The following is a 17674-nucleotide window of genomic DNA, read 5'->3' on the forward strand; positions in this document are numbered from 1 at the left end:
AAGTTCCTGGAGTTCCGGAGGCAGCTCGGTGATGCGTCGCCGCTCGGATGCCCTGAGCTTGCCTACCGGGCGAGTGCCGTCCGTATCCGTTCCAATCCCTCCTCTAGTCGCTCGTCGGGCACGGTGAGCGATACTCGGATGTACCCCTCGCCTGAGGCGCCATAACCGCGGCCGGGAGGGACAACGACCCCCGCCTTCTCAAGAAGCAATGTCGCGAATGACGCGGAATTGTGCCCGTCCGGGACGGGAAGCCAGACGAACACCGACCCCCGCGGCGGCCGAACATCCCACCCCGCATCTCCGAACGCCTTCATAACCAGATCGCGGCGACGCTGGTAGAGCGCGCGCAGGTCCTCGAGGAACTCCTGCGGCCCCTGGAGCGCCGCAATCCCCGCGCGCTGGACGGCGTTGAAGATCCCGGAGTCGATGTTGGTCTTGACTCGCCCAAGCGCCTCGACTGCGATCGGGCTGCCGACGGCCATGCCGATTCGCCAGCCCGTCATGTTGTAGGTCTTAGACAAGGAGTGGAACTCGATAGCGACGTCTTTCGCCCCGGGGATCTCGAGAATCGAAGGTGCGCGAAACCCATCGAAGGTGATCTCCGAATACGCGTTGTCGTATGCCAGGAGCAATCCGTGCGCGCGCGCGAAGTCCACGGCGCGCGCCAAGTCGGCGTGCGTAGCAACCGCGGCCGTCGGGTTCCCGGGGTAGTTCAGCCACAAGATCTTGGCCGAGGAAGGAACGGCGATCGTGTCCCAGTCCGGGATGAAGTCGTTCTCCGCTCTCAGCGGAAACGACACCGCTGATCCCCCCGCCAGCAACGTGCCGATCTCGTACACCGGGTAAGCCGGGTCGGGCACAAGCGCGACATCGCCGGGATCGATCACCGCCAGGGCCAGATGAGCAATTCCCTCCTTGCTCCCAATCAGCGGCTGAATCTCGGTATCCGGATCGAGGGAAACACCAAAACGGCGGGCGTACCACGCAGCGACCGCGCGCCGGAACTCGGGCATGCCGTAGTAACTCGGGTACTGGTGCGTGCTCGGGTCGGTGACCGCCTCCTGCATGGCCGCCACGATGTGCGGCGGCGTCGGCGTGTCCGGGTCACCTACTCCCAGGCTGATCACGTCCACTCCGGCCGCGCGCTTTTCCGAGATCTTGCGATCGATCTCGGCAAACAGATACGGCGGGAGGGTCTCAATCCTTCCTGCAAGTCTCACTCGTTCATCCCTTCGTCGATTCAATGAGCGCGCTCATCAGCCGCGAGTGCAGCGATCCCTCGAACACCTCTTCGGCGGGACCGGTCATGTAGACGTGGTCATCCCCGGACCACTCAATCGCGAGCGTGCCGCCGCGAAGGTGCACCAGCACATCTCTGCTCGTCTTGCCCCGCAGGCACGAGGCCACCGCAGTCGCGCACGCCCCGGTGCCGCAAGCAAGGGTCTCGCCGACGCCGCGCTCCCAAACGCGCACCCGGACTTCGCCCGAGTTCACTACCTCGGCGAACTCCACGTTGGTCCGCGCGGGGAACGCATCCATGTGTTCGATCGCCGGTCCGAGCACATCGAACGCAACGGCACTCAGGTCATCGACGAACACAATGCAATGCGGGTTCCCCATCGACACGCACGCTGCGTCGAGCGCGGTGCCCGCCACCTCGATCGGCTCGTGCAGGGGGTCCCCTTCTCCGGTCATCGGGATCTGTGCGCGCGCCAGAATCGGCGGCCCCATGTCCACGCGCACGCGTCGCACTGAGTGTGTCTCATCGCGAAACACCGTCAGGTGCTTGACTCCACCGCGCGTCGCGACGCTGAACTCATCTCGATCCACCATCGCTCGGTCGGCGACGTACTTCGCGAGGCAGCGGATTCCGTTGCCGCACATCTCGGCCGGACGCCCGTCGGCGTTGTAGTAGTCCATAAAGAAATCGGCACCGTCTGTGTGCGTGATGCGGATGAGACCGTCGGCCCCTACTCCGAAGTGGCGATCGCACACGCCGGCGATGAACGCCGCATTCAGCGGCCGTTCGTCCGACAAGTCCTCGATCAGCACGAAATCGTTTCCGGCTCCGTGCGACTTCACGAACTTCATGCGCCGTTCTCCCCCTGCATTTCCCGCTCGTAGTATGCCCTGACTTCCCCAGACGCGTGCTCGAGATCGACCGCATCGAACCACCTGATCCGGGGATCACGTCGAAACCAAGAATTCTGGCGGCGAGCCAGGCGCTTGGTCGCTCGCACGACGTCTTCGACGAATTCGTCCGCCGACGTCACTCCGTCAAGATGCGCTAGGGCTTGCGGATATGCAACCGCCCGGGAAGCCGTGAGAGACCCCCGGTATCCGCGTGCCACCAGGCCTCGAACTTCCTCCAAGAACCCCTGGGACAGCATCGCGCGCAGCCGCGCACGTATGCGCACATCCAGGACGTCGGCCTCGACATGAAGCCCGGCGACGGGGATCGGGCGAAAACGGCTCCATTCGCCCCGGAAATCGGAGAAGCGACGGCCGGTCAGCTCGATTACCTCCAGCGCGCGCACCACCCGCCGTCGATTGGCCGCGTCCACGAATCCGGCCGCGGCAGGATCCTCGACCGCCAGGCGCGAAGCGAGCACCTCGAGCGACTCCGCTTCGAGGCGCTCGCGCACAGCCGGATCGGTCGGCGGAAACGACAGATCGTCGACAACGGCTCGGAAGTACAGACCCGACCCCCCAACCACGAGCGCGCGCCGGCCCCGAACCTGCAAGTCGGCCAGAACTCCGCGTGCCTGCCGTTGGAACTCCGCGACGCTGAATGCCTGAGCGGGATCGGCGATGTCCAGCAGATGATGCCGGACGCGCGCGCGCGCTTCTCGATCCGGTTTCGCCGTGCCCACGTCCATCTCGCGATAGACCGTCATCGAATCGGCACACACGACCTCGGCGCCCAGCGCCGCAGCGATCCCCGTCGCGATGTGCGTCTTACCCGAAGCGGTGGGACCAACCAGCGCGAGAAGTTGGGTCACGTCTTCACGCCGTCGAGGTGATGCGGATGTGCGCCGACAATACGCGTCGTCACAAACTCGCCCGCGACGGGGCCGTCGGCGGCAATGTGCACGATCTTGTTCGTGCGCGAGCGTGCGGTCAACCTCTCAGCGTCTTTCCTGGAGAGGCCCTCAACCAGCACTTCAACCTCGCGACCGACCGCTTCCTGGTTGCGCTCGAACGAGATTCGCTCCTGCGTCCGGACCAACCGTGCGAAACGCTCGGCGACGACCTCGGCTGCGACGGCCGGCTCCATCGCCGCCGCCATCGTGCCCGGGCGAGGCGAGTACTGAAACGTATACGCCGAATCGAACCGAGCAGCCTCGACAACTCGCATCGTCTGCTCAAAGTCCTCGTCGGACTCCCCAGGAAAGCCTACGATGACATCGGTGGAGACTGCGATTCCCGGAATCGCGACGCGAATCCGCTCAAGCCACCGCAGGAAGATCTCGGCGCGATATGAGCGCCGCATCGCGCGCAGGACGGCGTTCGATCCCGATTGCAGCGGGAAGTGAATGTGCTCACACACCACAGGCGACGATGCCATCGCGTCCACGACGTCGTCGGTGAAGTCATTTGGATGCGGGCTCGCGAAACGAACCCGGCGCAAACCGGCCACCGATCCCGTCGCACGAAGCAAGTCGGCGAACAGCGTCCGGCCGGCGATGTCGCGACCATACGTGTTGACGTTCTGACCGAGCAACGTCACCTCCGCGACACCTGCATCCGCCAGGCGGTGAAGCTCCTCCAGAACTTCCTCCATCGGGCGCGACACCTGCCGGCCGCGCACCGACGGCACAATGCAGAAACTGCAGGAGTTGTCGCAGCCGACGCTCACCGACACCCAGGCGTGAAACGGTTGAGCGCGCCGGGCCGGCAGGGCGGACGCGTACGTTTCGGTTTGCTCCCGAAACTCGAACGCTGACACGCCGGAACCCTCACGCTCTGCAAGCAAGCGTGGAAGATCCGCAAGCGCGAACGTCCCGAACGCCACGTCAACCCAAGGCGCCTTCTCGAGCAGCAGCGTCTTGTCCTTTTGGGCCTGGCAGCCGCCGACGGCCACGCGCACATCGGGTCGTCGGTCCTTGAGGGCCTTCACCTGCCCAAGAGCCCCGTACAACCGGTTATCGGCGTTCTCGCGGACAGCGCAAGTGTTGAACACAACCAGGTCCGCATCCGCAGCCGAATCCGCGCGCAAATACCCGTGCAACTCGAGAACTCCGGCGATTCGCTCGGAGTCATGCTCGTTCATCTGGCACCCGAAGGTGCGAACGAAGTAGGTCTTGGGCACACGCCAATCGTACCCGGCTGCGACCCGGCCGGGTCGCGTACCCGCTAGGCCGGAAGAGGGTCTTCGAGCGACGTCCGCGACCCGACGACCAACCCCCAGGAGTGGTCCGAGATCGTCAGGCGTATGGCGGTTCGACTCTCGCCATCGATGTCTACGTCGTGAAATGCGGGTACGCAGATTGGCGAAAGCCCGTCCTCTTCGGTGAACGACCGAGCAATGGCGACAGCCTTAACCGCTTGGTTAAGGGCCCCCGCACCGATGACCTGGATGCACACCGGGCGACCTTCCCGCAGAATGCCGGCGATTGCTCCGGCGACAGCGTTGGGACTTGATTTCGCCGACACCTTCAGAATATCCATGTACCCACACCACCCGCGATGCCTTCACGGCATCTCGTGCACGATCGGGCGGTCCCCCTAAATCGTAGGATAACCCCACTTTAGGATCCTGCCAACAGCAGCGTCGCAATGGAAAGGCCTGGATCGAGCTGTGGCGCGTGGCTTTCGGCGCTCACATCCCCGGATCAGAGTGCTTAGTCAATGCCACACAATTCCCGCCAATGACGTCGCCCAGAATTCCGGACGTTCGGTCACTTTGCGAACTCGCTGGCCCGGGTCTCGCGGACCACGGTGATCTTGATCTGGCCGGGGTACTGCAACTCCGCCTCAATGCGCTTGGCGATGTCCCGTGCCAAAACTTGGCACGTCACGTCGTCCACCTCCAGGGGTTTGACGATGACGCGTACTTCTCGTCCCGCTTGCATGGCGAACGTCTTCTCGACCCCCGGGTAGGACGTCGCAATCTCCTCGAGCTTCTCAAGACGCTTCACGTAGACTTCCAGTGTTTCCCTGCGCGCGCCCGGCCGGCCACCGGAGATATGATCCGCGGTCTGCGCCAGGACGGCATACAGCGTGCGCTGTTCTACCTCTCCGTGATGCGACTCGACGGCGTGAACTACTTCCGCCGGTTCCTTGAGCCGACGGGCGAGTTCGGCCCCGATCAGCGCGTGCGACCCCTCGACCTCGTGCGTCACCGCCTTGCCGATGTCGTGCAAGAGGCCGCACCGCTTCAGCAGACGGATCTCGTCACGGCTCATTCCGAGTTCGGCGCCGATCATGCCGGCGATGTGCGCCGTCTCCACAAGATGCTTCAAGACATTCTGACCGTACGAGGTCCGGTACTGCAGGCGCCCAAGTACTCGAATCAACTCGGGATGCATGTCGGTCACTCCAACGTCGAGAACCGCTTCCTCCCCGGCTCGCCGGATCTGATCCTCTACTTCGGAGCGGGACCGCTCGGCCATCTCCTCGATTCTCGCAGGGTGAATCCGCCCGTCCGACACCAGCTTCTCCAACGTCAAGCGGCCGATTTCACGACGTACGGGGTCAAAACAGGACAACAGCACCGCGTCGGGCGTGTCGTCGATGATGATGTTCACGCCGGTAGCCGCCTCGAAGGTTCGAATGTTGCGGCCTTCCCTGCCGATGATCCGCCCTTTCATTTCCTCGTTCGGGATGGGCAGGACCGACACACTCGACTCCGTCGTCGCGTCGCTCGCGACCCGCTGGATGGCCACCGTCACGATCCGCCGGGCGCGTTCCTCAGCTTCCTCGCGAGCCTTGGTCTCGATGTTGCGCACAAGCGTCATCGACTCCCGTTTGGCGTCGTCCTCCAAGCGCTTCATCAGCGCAGCCTTGGCATCGGCGCTCGACATCCCGGCAACTCGCTGCAAGGCTCGCTCGACCTCAGCGCGCTCCCGCTCAAGGGCCCCGCGCTCTCCGGCCAACTCCCGCTCACGGACCTCTGCCGCCTTGGCGGCCTGGGCGCCTTGCTCTTCGCGCTCGGCGATGTGCTCCTCGCGTCGCTCGAGCTGTTCCTCTCGCTGAGAGATTCGGCTCTCCCGCCGGTCCGTGTCGGAGCGACGAGACCTCAGCTCCTCTTCCGCCTCTTGCCTCAAGCCCAGGATCTTGTTCTGAGCCTCAAGAAGAAGCTCCCGCGCGCGCGTTCCCGCCTCGCGCTCGGCTTCCCCAAGTAACTCTTCAGCTCTGGCCTCGGCAGAGCCGAGCGCCGCCTTTGCCTGGCGCTGTCGAACGACGTACCCGACGGCGCCCCCGATCAACAAGCCAAGCAGGAGGCCGATGGCGAACAACATGGTCGTTCCACTCCTTCTCCCCTCGGCAAGCGCGAAGCCACGCTTGCCGAGCCGCAAACAAAGAAAAGCCGAGCATGCTCGGCGAAGTGGCAACGGACCGCGCGCCGGTTGCGAAACAGAAACCAGACCCTAGGGCCCGGGATCCCTTCGCAATTCCTCCATCGCGCGTTCTACCCCTACGGTCTCAAAAAGCCTCTGGGCAAGTTGACCACGATCGGTCGAGCAGGGAGATCGTACGGCCCCGCCGAATTGGCGGTCAAGGAATCCCCTCCTCCTCCACGTCGGAAGCCGTCTCCGCGGCGACTTCCAACGCCACGCTGCGACAGACATCAGCGTCGTACCCTCGCCGCGCGAGCAGTCCCGCAAGGCGCCGGATTCGCGCCTGTGACGCGAGGCCGGCCATCTTGCGCGCCTGACGCAACGCCACCGCGCGCGCGCGCTCACGCTCGTCCTCAGGATCCTGCGCTTCAGTGGCGGCCTCAGCCAACTCGCGACTCAGGCCACGCCCCAAAAGCTCGGACCTGGTACGACGCGACGACCAACCGCGCGCGCCTCCGACGTCCTGTGCGAACCGCTCCGCAAATCGGACATCGCTCTGCAGCCCTGCCGACGCTACCCGCTCCAACGTCTCTTCCACCACGGCCGGATCAAACCCCCGCGTGCGCAATCGCGCGCGCAGCTCGGCCGCCGAGCGCTCACGCACCGCCAGTAGCCGCAGGGCCGACTCACGCGCCGCCACGATCTGCTCTGGATGGGACTGGGACATGGCCGACGGAGCCGGTCGCCCGGCTCCGTCGCTGCCCGAAGGCCTCCGGCCCATCGCCCCGAAGCCCCTACTCCACGACGTCGGCTTCGACCTCGTCGGTCACTTCGGCCGGCACCAGGCCGAGCCCGTCGCGGATCCGCTTCTCGATGTCCAGAGACATGTCGGGATTCTCGATCAAGAACTGACGGGCGTTCTCCCGTCCTTGTCCGATCTGCTGACCCTCGTAGGTAAACCAAGCACCGGACTTCTTGATGAAGCCCTGCTCGACTCCGACATCCAGCAACGAGCCTTCCCGAGAGACGCCCTTGCCCCACATGATGTCGAACTCGGCAACCTTGAACGGCGGTGCAACCTTGTTCTTGACGATCTTGGCCCGGACCCTGCTCCCGACCATTTCCTGGCCGTCCTTCAAGTTCTCGATCCGGCGGATGTCGATGCGAACCGACGCATAGAACTTCAAGGCTCGTCCTCCCGGCGTGGTTTCCGGGCTTCCGAACATAACCCCGATCTTCTCGCGAAGCTGGTTGATGAAGATCACAGTGGTGCGGGACTTGCTCATGTTGCCGGTCAACTTGCGTAGGGCCTGTGACATCAACCGAGCCTGCAGGCCGACGTGCGAGTCCCCCATATCGCCTTCGATCTCCGCGCGAGGGACTAGTGCCGCAACCGAGTCAATGACGATCACGTCGATCGCCCCTGAGCGCACGAGCGTGTCCGTAATCTCCAATGCCTGCTCTCCCGTGTCGGGCTGAGAGATAAGCAGCTCGTCGAGATTCAGACCCAGATTGGCCGCGTATGTCGGGTCGAACGCGTGCTCGGCATCCACGAACGCGGCGATGCCTCCGGCGCGCTGCGCTTCCGCCATGACGTGCATTGCCAGCGTCGTCTTCCCGCTGGACTCGGCCCCGAATACCTCTACGACCCTGCCGCGGGGGATCCCGCCGATGCCCAGGGCGAGATCCAATGCGAGCGAGCCCGTCGGAATCGCGCTCACGTGCTGATGCTCGTGCTCGCCCATTCGCATAATCGAGCCCTTGCCGAAGTTCTTCTCGATCTGGGAAAGGGCAATCTCCAAAGCCTTCTCGCGATCCACCGACGCGCTCCCTTCTGTCTTCTTCCCTCGACGCTCTTGCATTGCCCAAGCCCCCCGACGTCCTCGAGTATAGGTTCCGGCCCGGACAGAATTACATCCCTGTCACACACCGATCGACCGGCAACCTACTCGAACAGATGTTCGGGGTCAACCACTATCGAAAACCTACGCCTACAGATCGGCCGCGTCACGTCCGGGAAGACCGGGAAAGGGTCCCCACTCGTCACGAGGCGGCCTAACGCGACGACGGAACGAACGGGAAGGTGGCCAGAGTCCCGTAGCGAGGCGCACCGCCCCCCAGGCGACTCTCAAACAGCACCACGCGATTCACGATGAACCCCAAGGGGGCCACTCGATGCCCCGACAGGTCGACGGCCTGCGGCCTGGACAAGCGCCCGAGGGTGACGTGGGGGCGGAACGGCTTGGACTCGCCCGAGGCAAATGCTTGGAGGTTTCCAATCACAGACTCGGCCAGCGACCGCAATCCGCCGGCCTGGTCCGACAAACCCGCCCACAGGACTCGCGCGCGCCGCTCCGACGGGAACGCGCCGAGTCGATCGAGAGAGACCGGGAAGTCCTCCATCGACTCAACGGCATCCGCAACCGCGCGCGACACCACGGCCACCTCGGAGTCCTCCACCGAGCCCAAGAAAGAAAGGGTCAGGTGAAGATTGTCGCGCGGCACCCAGCGTGCCTCCGGCGCGAGATCCTCGAGCCCGGCCCGCGCGCGCCATAGCTCGTCCTTCACGTCGGACGGCAATTCCACCGCAACAAACAGCCGGGCTACGACTCCTCCTCCAGCAGGGAGAGACGAACCAGGTTCAGGGCCGCGGTCGTCGCAAGCGTCCGGATCATCGAACGATCACCGGGCACCCTGATCTCCCGCACGATGCTTCCCGCCGGACCCACAACGGCGATCACCACGGTCCCGACCGGCCGACCCTGCTCCTGGGGACCGGCAACCCCGGTGACCGCGACCGCCACGTCGCACGCCAGCCGCGCGCGCGCGCCCTCGGCCATAGCCAGCGCTACCGGCGCACTCACCGGTCCGTTCTCGGCCAGCACCGGGTTCGCGACGCCCAGCACCGCTTCCTTCACCTCCGAGCCGTACGCAACCACGGCCCCGCAAAACCACCGTGACGCCCCCGGTACAGAAACCAGGCGACTGCTGAGCAGGCCGCCGGTCACCGATTCCGCGCATCCCAGCGTCCAGCCGCGCGCCAGGAGCATCTCCGCAACAACCGACTCCAGCGTGACGTCGCCGGACCCAACCACCGCGCGCCCGAGTGTCTCTCGAACCGCCGACTCCGCCGCGCCCAACCTCTCATCCACATCGCCTTCGCTTTGCGCCTTCGCCGTCAGGCGCACTCGCACTTCGCCGCCGGCGGCCAGAAAGGCCATCGTCACGCCATCGCCGAGGGAATCCCAGATTGGTGCGAGCGAAGTGGCGACCGAACTCTCTCCGACTCCGGCGACCCGCACGATTCGTGAGCGGATGACAACATCTCCCCCGGCGCGCGCCAGGAGATCCGGAATGACCGCGCGCGCCAGCATGTCGCGCATCTCGGACGGCACGCCGGGAATCGCGTAGACGACACGCCCCTCGTGTTCGACGATCAGCCCCGGGGCGGTCCCGAAGGTGCGGTCGATCACGCGCGCGCCCTCGGGAACGTCAGCCTGGCGCACGTTCATCTCCGGCATCGGGCGTCCAAGGCTCCCGAATTGCTCCCGCAAACTCTGCTCGATCTCGGAGCTGCGGCGCAGCGGTCGACCCAGCGCGGTAGCGATTGCCTCTCGCGTCACGTCATCCTGCGTCGGACCCAGCCCTCCGGTCAGGATGACTGCGTCGGCTCGGTCCAACCCCTCGGTGATCGCAGCGGCGATGCGCTCGGGATTGTCTCCCACGACAACCTGCCGGCGACAGTCCACGCCGGCGTCGGCCAAGGCGCGCGCAATCATCGCTGCGTTGGTGTTGATGATGTCGCCGAGCAGTAACTCGGTGCCGACCGCGACGACCTCAGCGCGCATCGCGAAGCAGGCCCGGCGCGCGGAGAAGGTACTGGGCGCCGGAGATCACGGTGAGCGCCACCGCGACGGACAGCACCGACACCTCGAGCCATCCCGGCACGGTCCCGGCCGGCAAGATGTACAGCGGCACGGCCACGACCTGCGTGGCGGTCTTCGCCTTCCCCGCGATGCTGGCGGGGAATCCGCGACCGCGGCGATCCGCGGCGAAACGCAGAACCGTCACAGCTGCTTCGCGCGCCACGATCACCGCCGCCGCCCACGCCGGAAAGCGCCCGACGATCACCAGCGCGCCCATCGACGCAAGCACGAGGATCTTGTCGGCAATCGGATCCCACAGTTGCCCGGCAGCCGAAACCAACTGCATCTTGCGAGCCGCGAAGCCGTCGAGTCCGTCGGTGAGCGCCGCCACACAAAAAGCGAAGAACGCGATCCACGACGCCGCTTCTGTGCGCTCGAGCGTCAGCGCTACGACCGGCACGACAAGGACAACGCGCACAACCGTGAGCACCGCCGGCCAGTGGATGCGCGGACGCGACCCCGGCGCGCGTGGTTCGATTCCCCCAATCAACTGTCGATCCGACCTTCGGGCCCGAAACGTGCCAGCGTGACTGTTCCGGGCTCACCGAGCGTTCCGAGTTCTTCACCGTTCAATGTCACACGAACGGTCCCTGCGTTCGCCGCCGCAACCTCGACCACGGCTAGCGCGCGAAACGTCCGGCGCGCGCCGGACGCAAGTATCCCCTCGAAGACCTCCTCGTCGTCGGCCCGCACCGTGAGGCTTGTGTCGGCAAGCGCCTCAACGACGAGTTCGACCCGGGCGTTCTCGACCGTGACAACGGATGGAGTCGGGCTCGCCGATGCGGGCACGGACGATACACTCGACGGGTCTGCGATCGGCCGCTCGTCCTGGCCTCCGAGCAAGCCGACCACGGCGGCGGCGATCAGCAAGGCTCCCGATAACGCCGAAGCCACCAGCCAGCGCGCGCGCGGCGGCTTTCGGGCGTCGCGCGCCTGTCGATCAAGCTCCTCGATGGACGATGGCTCCCCGCCCCAAGTCCGCTCGAACTCCCCCATTACCTCTTTGGGATCGAGACCCAGGAAGCGCGCGTACGATGCCAGGTGGCTCCGCACGAACGCGCGATGACCGATCTCCGCGAAGTCCTCGTCCTCGAGTGCGCGAAGCAGATCGGGGCGGATGCGCGTACGCCAAGCCGTCTCCTCAATGGACAGGGCTCGCTCGATTCGCGCCTTCCGAAGTCTCGAACCGATTCCAGGGGGCACCGCTTGAGACACGCTTCGTTCCCCCTACCGACGTTGTGCCTGCGATCCGCGCCAGTATAGGCGCGAGACGAATCCTCGACCAGAACGAGACCGGATCACAGGCGCGCGCGCATCTCGTCCAACTCGTCCGGCGTGATCAAGACCTCGCGCGCCTTCGAGCCAAGCGACGGACCGACCACACCACGATCCTCGAGCAAATCCATCAGACGTCCGGCGCGCGCGAATCCGACCTTCAACTTGCGCTGCAACATCGACGTCGACCCGAGCCCACTGCGCACGACTAAGTCCATCGCTTGCTCGAGCAAGTCGTCGTCACTGCCGACTTCGGCGTCGATGGATCCCCCACCTTGCACCACGACCGCGATCCCGTCGACGAACTCCGGGGCCGCCTGACGTTTGACGAACTGAACGATCGACTCGATCTCCGCCTCGGTGACGTAAGCCCCTTGAATACGCAGGGGCTTCCCCATGGCCGCCGGAAGGAACAACATGTCCCCGAACCCAATCAGCTTGTCGGCGCCACCTTGGTCGAGGATGACGCGCGAGTCGGCCTGCGACGCCGTTGCGAACGCGATGCGACTGGGGATGTTCGCCTTGATCAAACCCGTCACTACATCGACGCTCGGCCGCTGCGTCGCTACGACGAGGTGGATACCGACCGCGCGCGCCATCTGCGCGATCCGACAGATAGCGTCCTCGACGTCGCGCGGAGCAATCATCATCAGATCGGCAAGCTCGTCGACCACGACCAAGATATAGGGCAGTTGCTCGGTCACCGGAAGCCCGGACAGCTTCACGCGTCCGTCACGTACGGCCTCGTTGTAAGAGTCGATCTGGCGCACGCCGTTTTGCGCGAGCGCCTCGTAACGGTTCTCCATCTCCTTGACTACCCACGCCAGCGCATCCGCCGCGCGCTTCGGATGGGTGATCACCGGAGCCAGCAAGTGCGGAACGTTGTTGTAGTGAGACAACTCCACGCGCTTGGGATCGATAAGCATCAACCGCAGTTGGTCCGGCCGGGCTCGCATCAGCACGCTCGTAACGATCGCGTTGATGCACGTCGATTTCCCGGCACCCGTCGCTCCGGCGATCAACAGGTGCGGCATCTGGGTGAGGTTCATCATCGACGACTCGCCCGAGATGTCCTTCCCGAGTCCGACCGACATCGGGTGCGTATCGTCCTTGGCGCGCGCGCGCAAGATGTCGCCCAGCGTCACCAGTTCGCGCTCCTTGTTCGGGACCTCAATCCCGATGGCCGATCGGCCCGGAATCGGCGCGAGCATGCGCACCTCCGGCGTGGCCAACGCGTAGGCGATGTCCTTCTCCAGCGACATCATCCGGTTGACCTTCACACCTTGACCAAGCTCGACTTCGAATCTAGTGACCGTCGGACCGCGCGTCACGCGAGCCACTGCGGCATCCACGCCGAAATCGCGCAGCGTCGCCTCCAGTGCGCGAATCGTGTCCGTGGACGCTTTCGCGACGCCGTTGCGTCCACCACCGGAACGCAACAAGTCCAGCGGCGGCAGACGGTAGGCACGCGTTGCGCCGCGCGACACCAACTCCAGTTGACGCGGCGGCCCCGACTCCGGCTCAGGCTCCAACGCCGGCGGAGCAGGCTCGAGCGCAATGACGACGCGTGGATCATCTACCGAATTCGTCTCGTCAAAAGACTCCTCGGGCTCGGGTAGAGCCTCAACGATCTCCTCGGGCTCGACCAATGCGAGCCGCGAGGCATCCTCGCGTTCTTCCGCCGCGCGCGCGCGCAGGTTCGCCATCGCTTCGACGGCGCGCGCGCGCGCAACCGCGGCGACGCCGGCGGCCATCTCCATCGCACGCCGAACCGGAGTCTTCGTCAGTACGAGCACTCCGAGCGCCGTCAGCGCACACAACACGACCGCCGCGCCGTACGAAGACAGCAGTCCGCGCAGCGGTCCTGAAAGCAGCGCGCCGAGCACCCCGCCGGACGATCTCAAGGCTGCGGCTCCCGAAGTCACGTCGGGGGTGCCGCTCCCCAGATGCCACAGCGACAGCATTCCCGCCATCGTGATCCCAAGCCCGATCGCGATCCTCGGCCGGTCCGGGCCCGGACGGGTGACGAACATCGCGTAGGCCAAGTACCCGAACAGAAGTGGGGTCAGCAGTCCGCCGACTCCCAAGAACCCGCGGAATGCAAGCTCCAGAAACCGGCCGACCGGTCCCGCCGCGTCGAACCAGATGCCCAACACGCAGACCACGGCCAGCGTCGCAAGACCGATTCCGTATGCGTCGCCGAGTTGCGGTCCAAGCGCGCCACGCACTGCTTCCGCCGCACGTGCTCGTCGCGTTTCCTTTACGTCCCCAGACGTACGCCCCCGCTTCCGTGCCGCCATATTCGCTCCCCGGTGCGGGTTTGTGTGGGCTCTAGAGTACCCCCATTGACTGCAGGACACCGCGTATCCTCGAACGTTCCTGCTCTGTGGCCGGCACCAGCGGCAGGCGCGGATCTCCAACGGAGAGACCCATCATGTTGAGCGCTGCCTTCAGTGGAATCGGGTTGCTGGTGATGAAGAGCACATCGAACAGCGGCGTCAGGTCTCGCTGAACCTCCGCGGCTTTCCCAACATCGCCCTTCTCGAACGCAGCGATCATCGCCCGGATCCGCAAGCCCGCAATGTGCGCGGCAACGCTGATGACGCCCTGCGCCCCCACCGACAGCATCGGCAACGTCAGCGCATCGTCGCCGGACCAGATCACGAACTCCGAGGGCTTCTCGGCGGCAAGACGGGCAGTTCCCGCAATATCCCCCGCCGCATCCTTCACCCCAACGATGCTTGGGACCTCCGCAAGAGCAAGCAACGTCGCGTGCTCGATCTTGCGGCCGGTACGCGCCGGAATGTCGTAAAGGATCACGGGAAGGTCGGTCGAGTTCGCTACGGCCGTGAAGTGGGCTATCAACCCGGACTGCGGAGGTCGCGAATAGTACGGCGTCACAACCAGCAGTCCCGCCGCACCTTGTTCGGCCGCGGATTGCGAAAGGCGGATGGTCTCGCGCGTGTCGTAGGTGCCCGTCCCCGCGATGACGTTCGCCCGATCGCCGACCTCCGACACGACAGCCGCAAGCAGATCGCGCTTCTCTTCAAACGACAGCGTCGGCGATTCCCCGGTCGAGCCCGACACCACGATCCCATCGGACCCGTTGTCAACAAGGTGGCGAGCGAGGGCGACGGCTCGGTCGAAGTCGAGGCTCCCCTCGGTCGTAAACGGAGTCGCCATAGCGGTAATCACACGGCCGAACATGTCTTCCTCCCGTCGCTCTGATACTGCTCTCTAAAACTCGTTCCGGCACGTGACCGATATGGGAACAACGTGTGGGGCACAACGTCAAAAACCGTAGCGAATCGGTCGCTCCGCAGTCCGGGACACAGCAACTCTAAACCTCCCATGACCTGCGAGAACATTGCCTTCTGGATAGTTGCGACGGCGACGTCAGAGACCGTTTCCAGATGCCGAAAACCTCGTTGTCCACGGTGATCGAACCGTCGCTCACACCATATTGCCGCTTTGAGGCGAAGAACTTGGCAAGGTGGGAGCAGAAAGGCGATCCGACCGGCAGGGAAGTCCGCCGCCGATAACGAATCGTTGGCGGCGAGGAGGAGATGAACATGGTCACCTGGGTTCTGGTTGAGGAGCCGACCCCCGAGGTCGCGAGAGCGATCGAGGTCGTCGAAGCAAGGCTTGGTTCCACCGAAGAAGTCATGTGGGTTTGCCCCGGCCCGGTCGTTGAGCCCGTCCAGGACTAGGCTTGGCTACGGCGCGCATCTTGCCGCCTATGCTCGGCGCGGCGCTCTGCGTCGAGCCGCTCGAGATCCACTGATGAGTGATCCACGAACTGCATGAATTCCGCCACCGATCGGTGGCCCGCAACTTCTGCAATCTGCCTGTGCATTTCGTGTGCCACCGCGCGGTACGACGCATGACCCTGCGGTGACGACCGAAGTTCGATCAAGTGCATTGCCGCGCGCGCGTTGAGCTGCATGCAGAACCGAATCCGATACGCCATGCACACCGCGTACTGCGATTGCTTCGGAAACTCGGGGGAAAGCCGTTCCCACAGTTGCGCCGACCGATCCATCGCGCCCACGAATTGATCGGCAAGACCGAAATCCGCAACGTCGGCGCTCATTGAGTACCCGTGGCGCGGGGTGAGATCCTGCCACTCGATAGTGAGCATTCGATGACGCTGCAAGTCTCGAAATGCCCCATAGTCGGCACAGGCATCAAAGCGATACGAAACCCGTTCGAACGCGCGGCCCGGCTTGTGTCGACGATTGCCGCGCTCGCCCACATACGCGGCCAGGACACGCATTCGCTCCTGGACCGTCATGCGCGCGGCGATCCGGCGCAGACGATCATCCGGCAGGTCGCTCACCGCGTATAAGCACGCGGCCACCAACTTCTCCTCGCCGTCCGGATCCCAGTCCACAAGCGAAACGAAGGGTCTCGGTTCGGGGCGCTCGCCCGCCAGGACCTCTGCGGCGACCGATGAGATCCCGGCGCGCGTACGGCGAATGTACTCCGTCGCGGCGCCGCCGCGATCGGGCCGGTCAACTCGCGCCACGAACGTCGGAATGACTTCGTTCAACTCCACCAGCATCATGTCCGCAACGGAACGAACTTCGGCCAAGTCCGACGCGCGCATTCTCAGCAGCATGGACTCGAACGAATGGCCGCTCGCATAGATTCCGGTGTTGGACACCGTCGCGGCCGGCAGCATCCCGCGCAAAGCGTCGAGCGCCTTCGCGCGAATCGTGCTGCGCCACACGCCCTCGGCATCCCCGTCGCCCTTGGGGAACCGCGCGCCGTACCCTGCGATGGCCGCCGGAAGCGCGTCGCGATAGGCGGCGAAAACCGCGTCCATCGAAGCCTCGTATGCAGCGGCGTGCGGCGACGCCATGATGTCCGGTTCACGGTAGTAGCGGAAGCGGCCGCCGGGCATGTCGTCGTAAGGGACGTAACGAGTGGACTGCTCCAGGTACGCGGCAAGGCGCCCCCACTCCAGCGCCTTGGTCAAAATGTTCGACCCCTGCTCCACGGCAATGTGCGCGCCGCCCAACTGCGCCACCGAGTCGTCTCCGAACTCGATGAACACACGGTCGTACAGCGCTGTGGCCGCCGCGGCTCCGGCCGCGCTCGTTTCGGCGAACTCCTCACCGCTGTAGAACTCGTCCAGAAAGAGGCGACGCAAGGACTTCCCGGTCCGGGAGTAGCGTGCGAAGAGCGCACCCTTGACCTGCTCCGGCAGGTTTCGCAACGCAAAGACCGGGTGCTCTACGTTGGTGAAATACCGCAGCAGTACGTCCCGCTCGGCGTCGGTGAACTCCTCGACTACGTAGGGATGCGTCACGCGCGGGATGCTATCACCCGCGACCCGGAGGCGACCGCGGTTACGACGCGATCACGGTCCGCTGGGGTTTCCTGCACGAAATCACGGACGGCCGTCTTCAGCCCTGGTCGAACCCGTCCATGACTTTGGTCCCGGTAGCTTTCCCCGTCGCGCTGACGGTCCTGAGCGCGAAACCGTAGGTTGATCAGTCGAGGTTCAGCAGGTTCTCGAGCCCGATCGTCAGGCCCGGGTACCGCCGGATGTTCTTGACCGCCAGCAACACGCCGGGCATGAACCCCGCCCGGTCGTAGCTGTCGTGACGAATCGTCAGCGACTGACCGGGACCGCCGCAAATGACTTCCTGATGCGCCACCAGCCCCGGCAGGCGAACGCTGTGGATCGGGATTCCTTCGACCGACCCGCCGCGCGCGCCCGGGACGTTCTCCGAAGAACGCACCGGCGGCACCGGGGCCGGACCGCGCGCGGCGGCGATCTCCTGCGCGGTGCGCAGCGCGGTCCCCGAAGGCGCATCCGCCTTTCGGTCGTGGTGCATCTCAATGATCTCGATGCTGGGAAGGAACCGAGAGGCGCGCGCGGCAAACTGCATCATCAGCACGGCGCCGATCGCGAAATTTGGAGCAACGAACACGTTGGATTCACTGCCCTCCTCCTCGATC

Annotated in this window: 17 protein-coding genes; 1 reads left to right on the top strand and 16 read right to left on the bottom strand. The window is 65.0% G+C overall.

The genetic code is table 11. The features are described from left to right. Window positions 1-62: 62 nt before the first annotated feature. From WDA27_08505 to dapA, 14 genes are all read right to left on the bottom strand, one after another. Window positions 63-1220, bottom strand: a complete 1158-nt coding sequence (locus WDA27_08505; protein MFA5890974.1) for an LL-diaminopimelate aminotransferase — start codon at window positions 1218-1220, stop codon at window positions 63-65. Window positions 1221-1224: 4 nt separating this feature from the next. Beyond that, a complete protein-coding gene (gene dapF / locus WDA27_08510; protein MFA5890975.1) occupies window positions 1225-2091 on the bottom strand; it encodes a diaminopimelate epimerase in 867 nt (288 codons plus the stop codon). Continuing rightward, window positions 2088-3002, bottom strand: coding sequence for a tRNA (adenosine(37)-N6)-dimethylallyltransferase MiaA (gene miaA / locus WDA27_08515; protein ID MFA5890976.1), 915 nt, complete (start codon window positions 3000-3002; stop codon window positions 2088-2090). The genes dapF and miaA overlap by 4 nt, the downstream gene beginning before the upstream one ends. Beyond that, a complete protein-coding gene (gene miaB / locus WDA27_08520; GenBank protein MFA5890977.1) occupies window positions 2999-4312 on the bottom strand; it encodes a tRNA (N6-isopentenyl adenosine(37)-C2)-methylthiotransferase MiaB in 1314 nt (437 codons plus the stop codon). Before miaB ends, miaA begins: the two co-directional genes overlap by 4 nt. 44 nt (window positions 4313-4356) lie before the next feature. Beyond that, on the bottom strand, window positions 4357-4671 hold the full coding sequence (locus tag WDA27_08525; protein ID MFA5890978.1) for a stage V sporulation protein S: 315 nt from the start codon (window positions 4669-4671) through the stop codon (window positions 4357-4359). A gap of 230 nt (window positions 4672-4901) precedes the next feature. Next, window positions 4902-6464, bottom strand: coding sequence for a ribonuclease Y (rny, locus tag WDA27_08530; protein MFA5890979.1), 1563 nt, complete (start codon window positions 6462-6464; stop codon window positions 4902-4904). 256 nt (window positions 6465-6720) lie between these two features. Next, a complete protein-coding gene (locus WDA27_08535) occupies window positions 6721-7284 on the bottom strand; it encodes a RecX family transcriptional regulator (protein ID MFA5890980.1) in 564 nt (187 codons plus the stop codon). Window positions 7285-7297: 13 nt separating this feature from the next. Continuing rightward, complete coding sequence (gene recA, locus WDA27_08540; GenBank protein MFA5890981.1) at window positions 7298-8365, bottom strand: recombinase RecA; 1068 nt, start codon at window positions 8363-8365, stop codon at window positions 7298-7300. Between the two features lie 193 nt (window positions 8366-8558). Then, entirely contained in the window at window positions 8559-9101 is a 543-nt protein-coding gene (gene thpR / locus WDA27_08545) for an RNA 2',3'-cyclic phosphodiesterase (protein ID MFA5890982.1), read from the bottom strand. A gap of 5 nt (window positions 9102-9106) precedes the next feature. Next, window positions 9107-10351 (bottom strand): competence/damage-inducible protein A, encoded by a 1245-nt coding sequence (locus WDA27_08550; protein MFA5890983.1) that lies wholly within the window; start codon window positions 10349-10351, stop codon window positions 9107-9109. Continuing rightward, on the bottom strand, window positions 10341-10919 hold the full coding sequence (gene pgsA / locus WDA27_08555; GenBank protein MFA5890984.1) for a CDP-diacylglycerol--glycerol-3-phosphate 3-phosphatidyltransferase: 579 nt from the start codon (window positions 10917-10919) through the stop codon (window positions 10341-10343). The genes WDA27_08550 and pgsA overlap by 11 nt, the downstream gene beginning before the upstream one ends. Further along, window positions 10916-11644, bottom strand: coding sequence for a RodZ domain-containing protein (locus WDA27_08560; protein MFA5890985.1), 729 nt, complete (start codon window positions 11642-11644; stop codon window positions 10916-10918). Before WDA27_08560 ends, pgsA begins: the two co-directional genes overlap by 4 nt. Window positions 11645-11727: 83 nt before the next feature. Further along, window positions 11728-14004, bottom strand: a complete 2277-nt coding sequence (locus WDA27_08565; GenBank protein MFA5890986.1) for a DNA translocase FtsK 4TM domain-containing protein — start codon at window positions 14002-14004, stop codon at window positions 11728-11730. A 31-nt stretch (window positions 14005-14035) separates the two neighbouring features. Further along, on the bottom strand, window positions 14036-14911 hold the full coding sequence (dapA, locus tag WDA27_08570; GenBank protein MFA5890987.1) for a 4-hydroxy-tetrahydrodipicolinate synthase: 876 nt from the start codon (window positions 14909-14911) through the stop codon (window positions 14036-14038). Window positions 14912-15276: 365 nt separating this feature from the next. Between dapA and WDA27_08575 the strand changes: the two genes are divergently transcribed. Next, window positions 15277-15414, top strand: a complete 138-nt coding sequence (locus WDA27_08575) for a hypothetical protein (GenBank protein MFA5890988.1) — start codon at window positions 15277-15279, stop codon at window positions 15412-15414. Here WDA27_08575 and WDA27_08580 read toward each other — a convergent pair. Next, window positions 15411-17018: an FAD-dependent thymidylate synthase gene (locus WDA27_08580; protein ID MFA5890989.1), complete on the bottom strand. Its 1608-nt coding sequence runs from the start codon at window positions 17016-17018 to the stop codon at window positions 15411-15413. The genes WDA27_08575 and WDA27_08580 overlap by 4 nt on opposite strands. A 184-nt stretch (window positions 17019-17202) precedes the next feature. Then, the coding region (gene dapB / locus WDA27_08585; GenBank protein ID MFA5890990.1) for a 4-hydroxy-tetrahydrodipicolinate reductase at window positions 17203-17674 on the bottom strand (472 nt) is incomplete at its 5' end.

It is taken from the genome of Actinomycetota bacterium (assembly GCA_041658565.1).
GTDB lineage: Bacteria > Actinomycetota > AC-67 > AC-67 > AC-67 > JBAZZY01.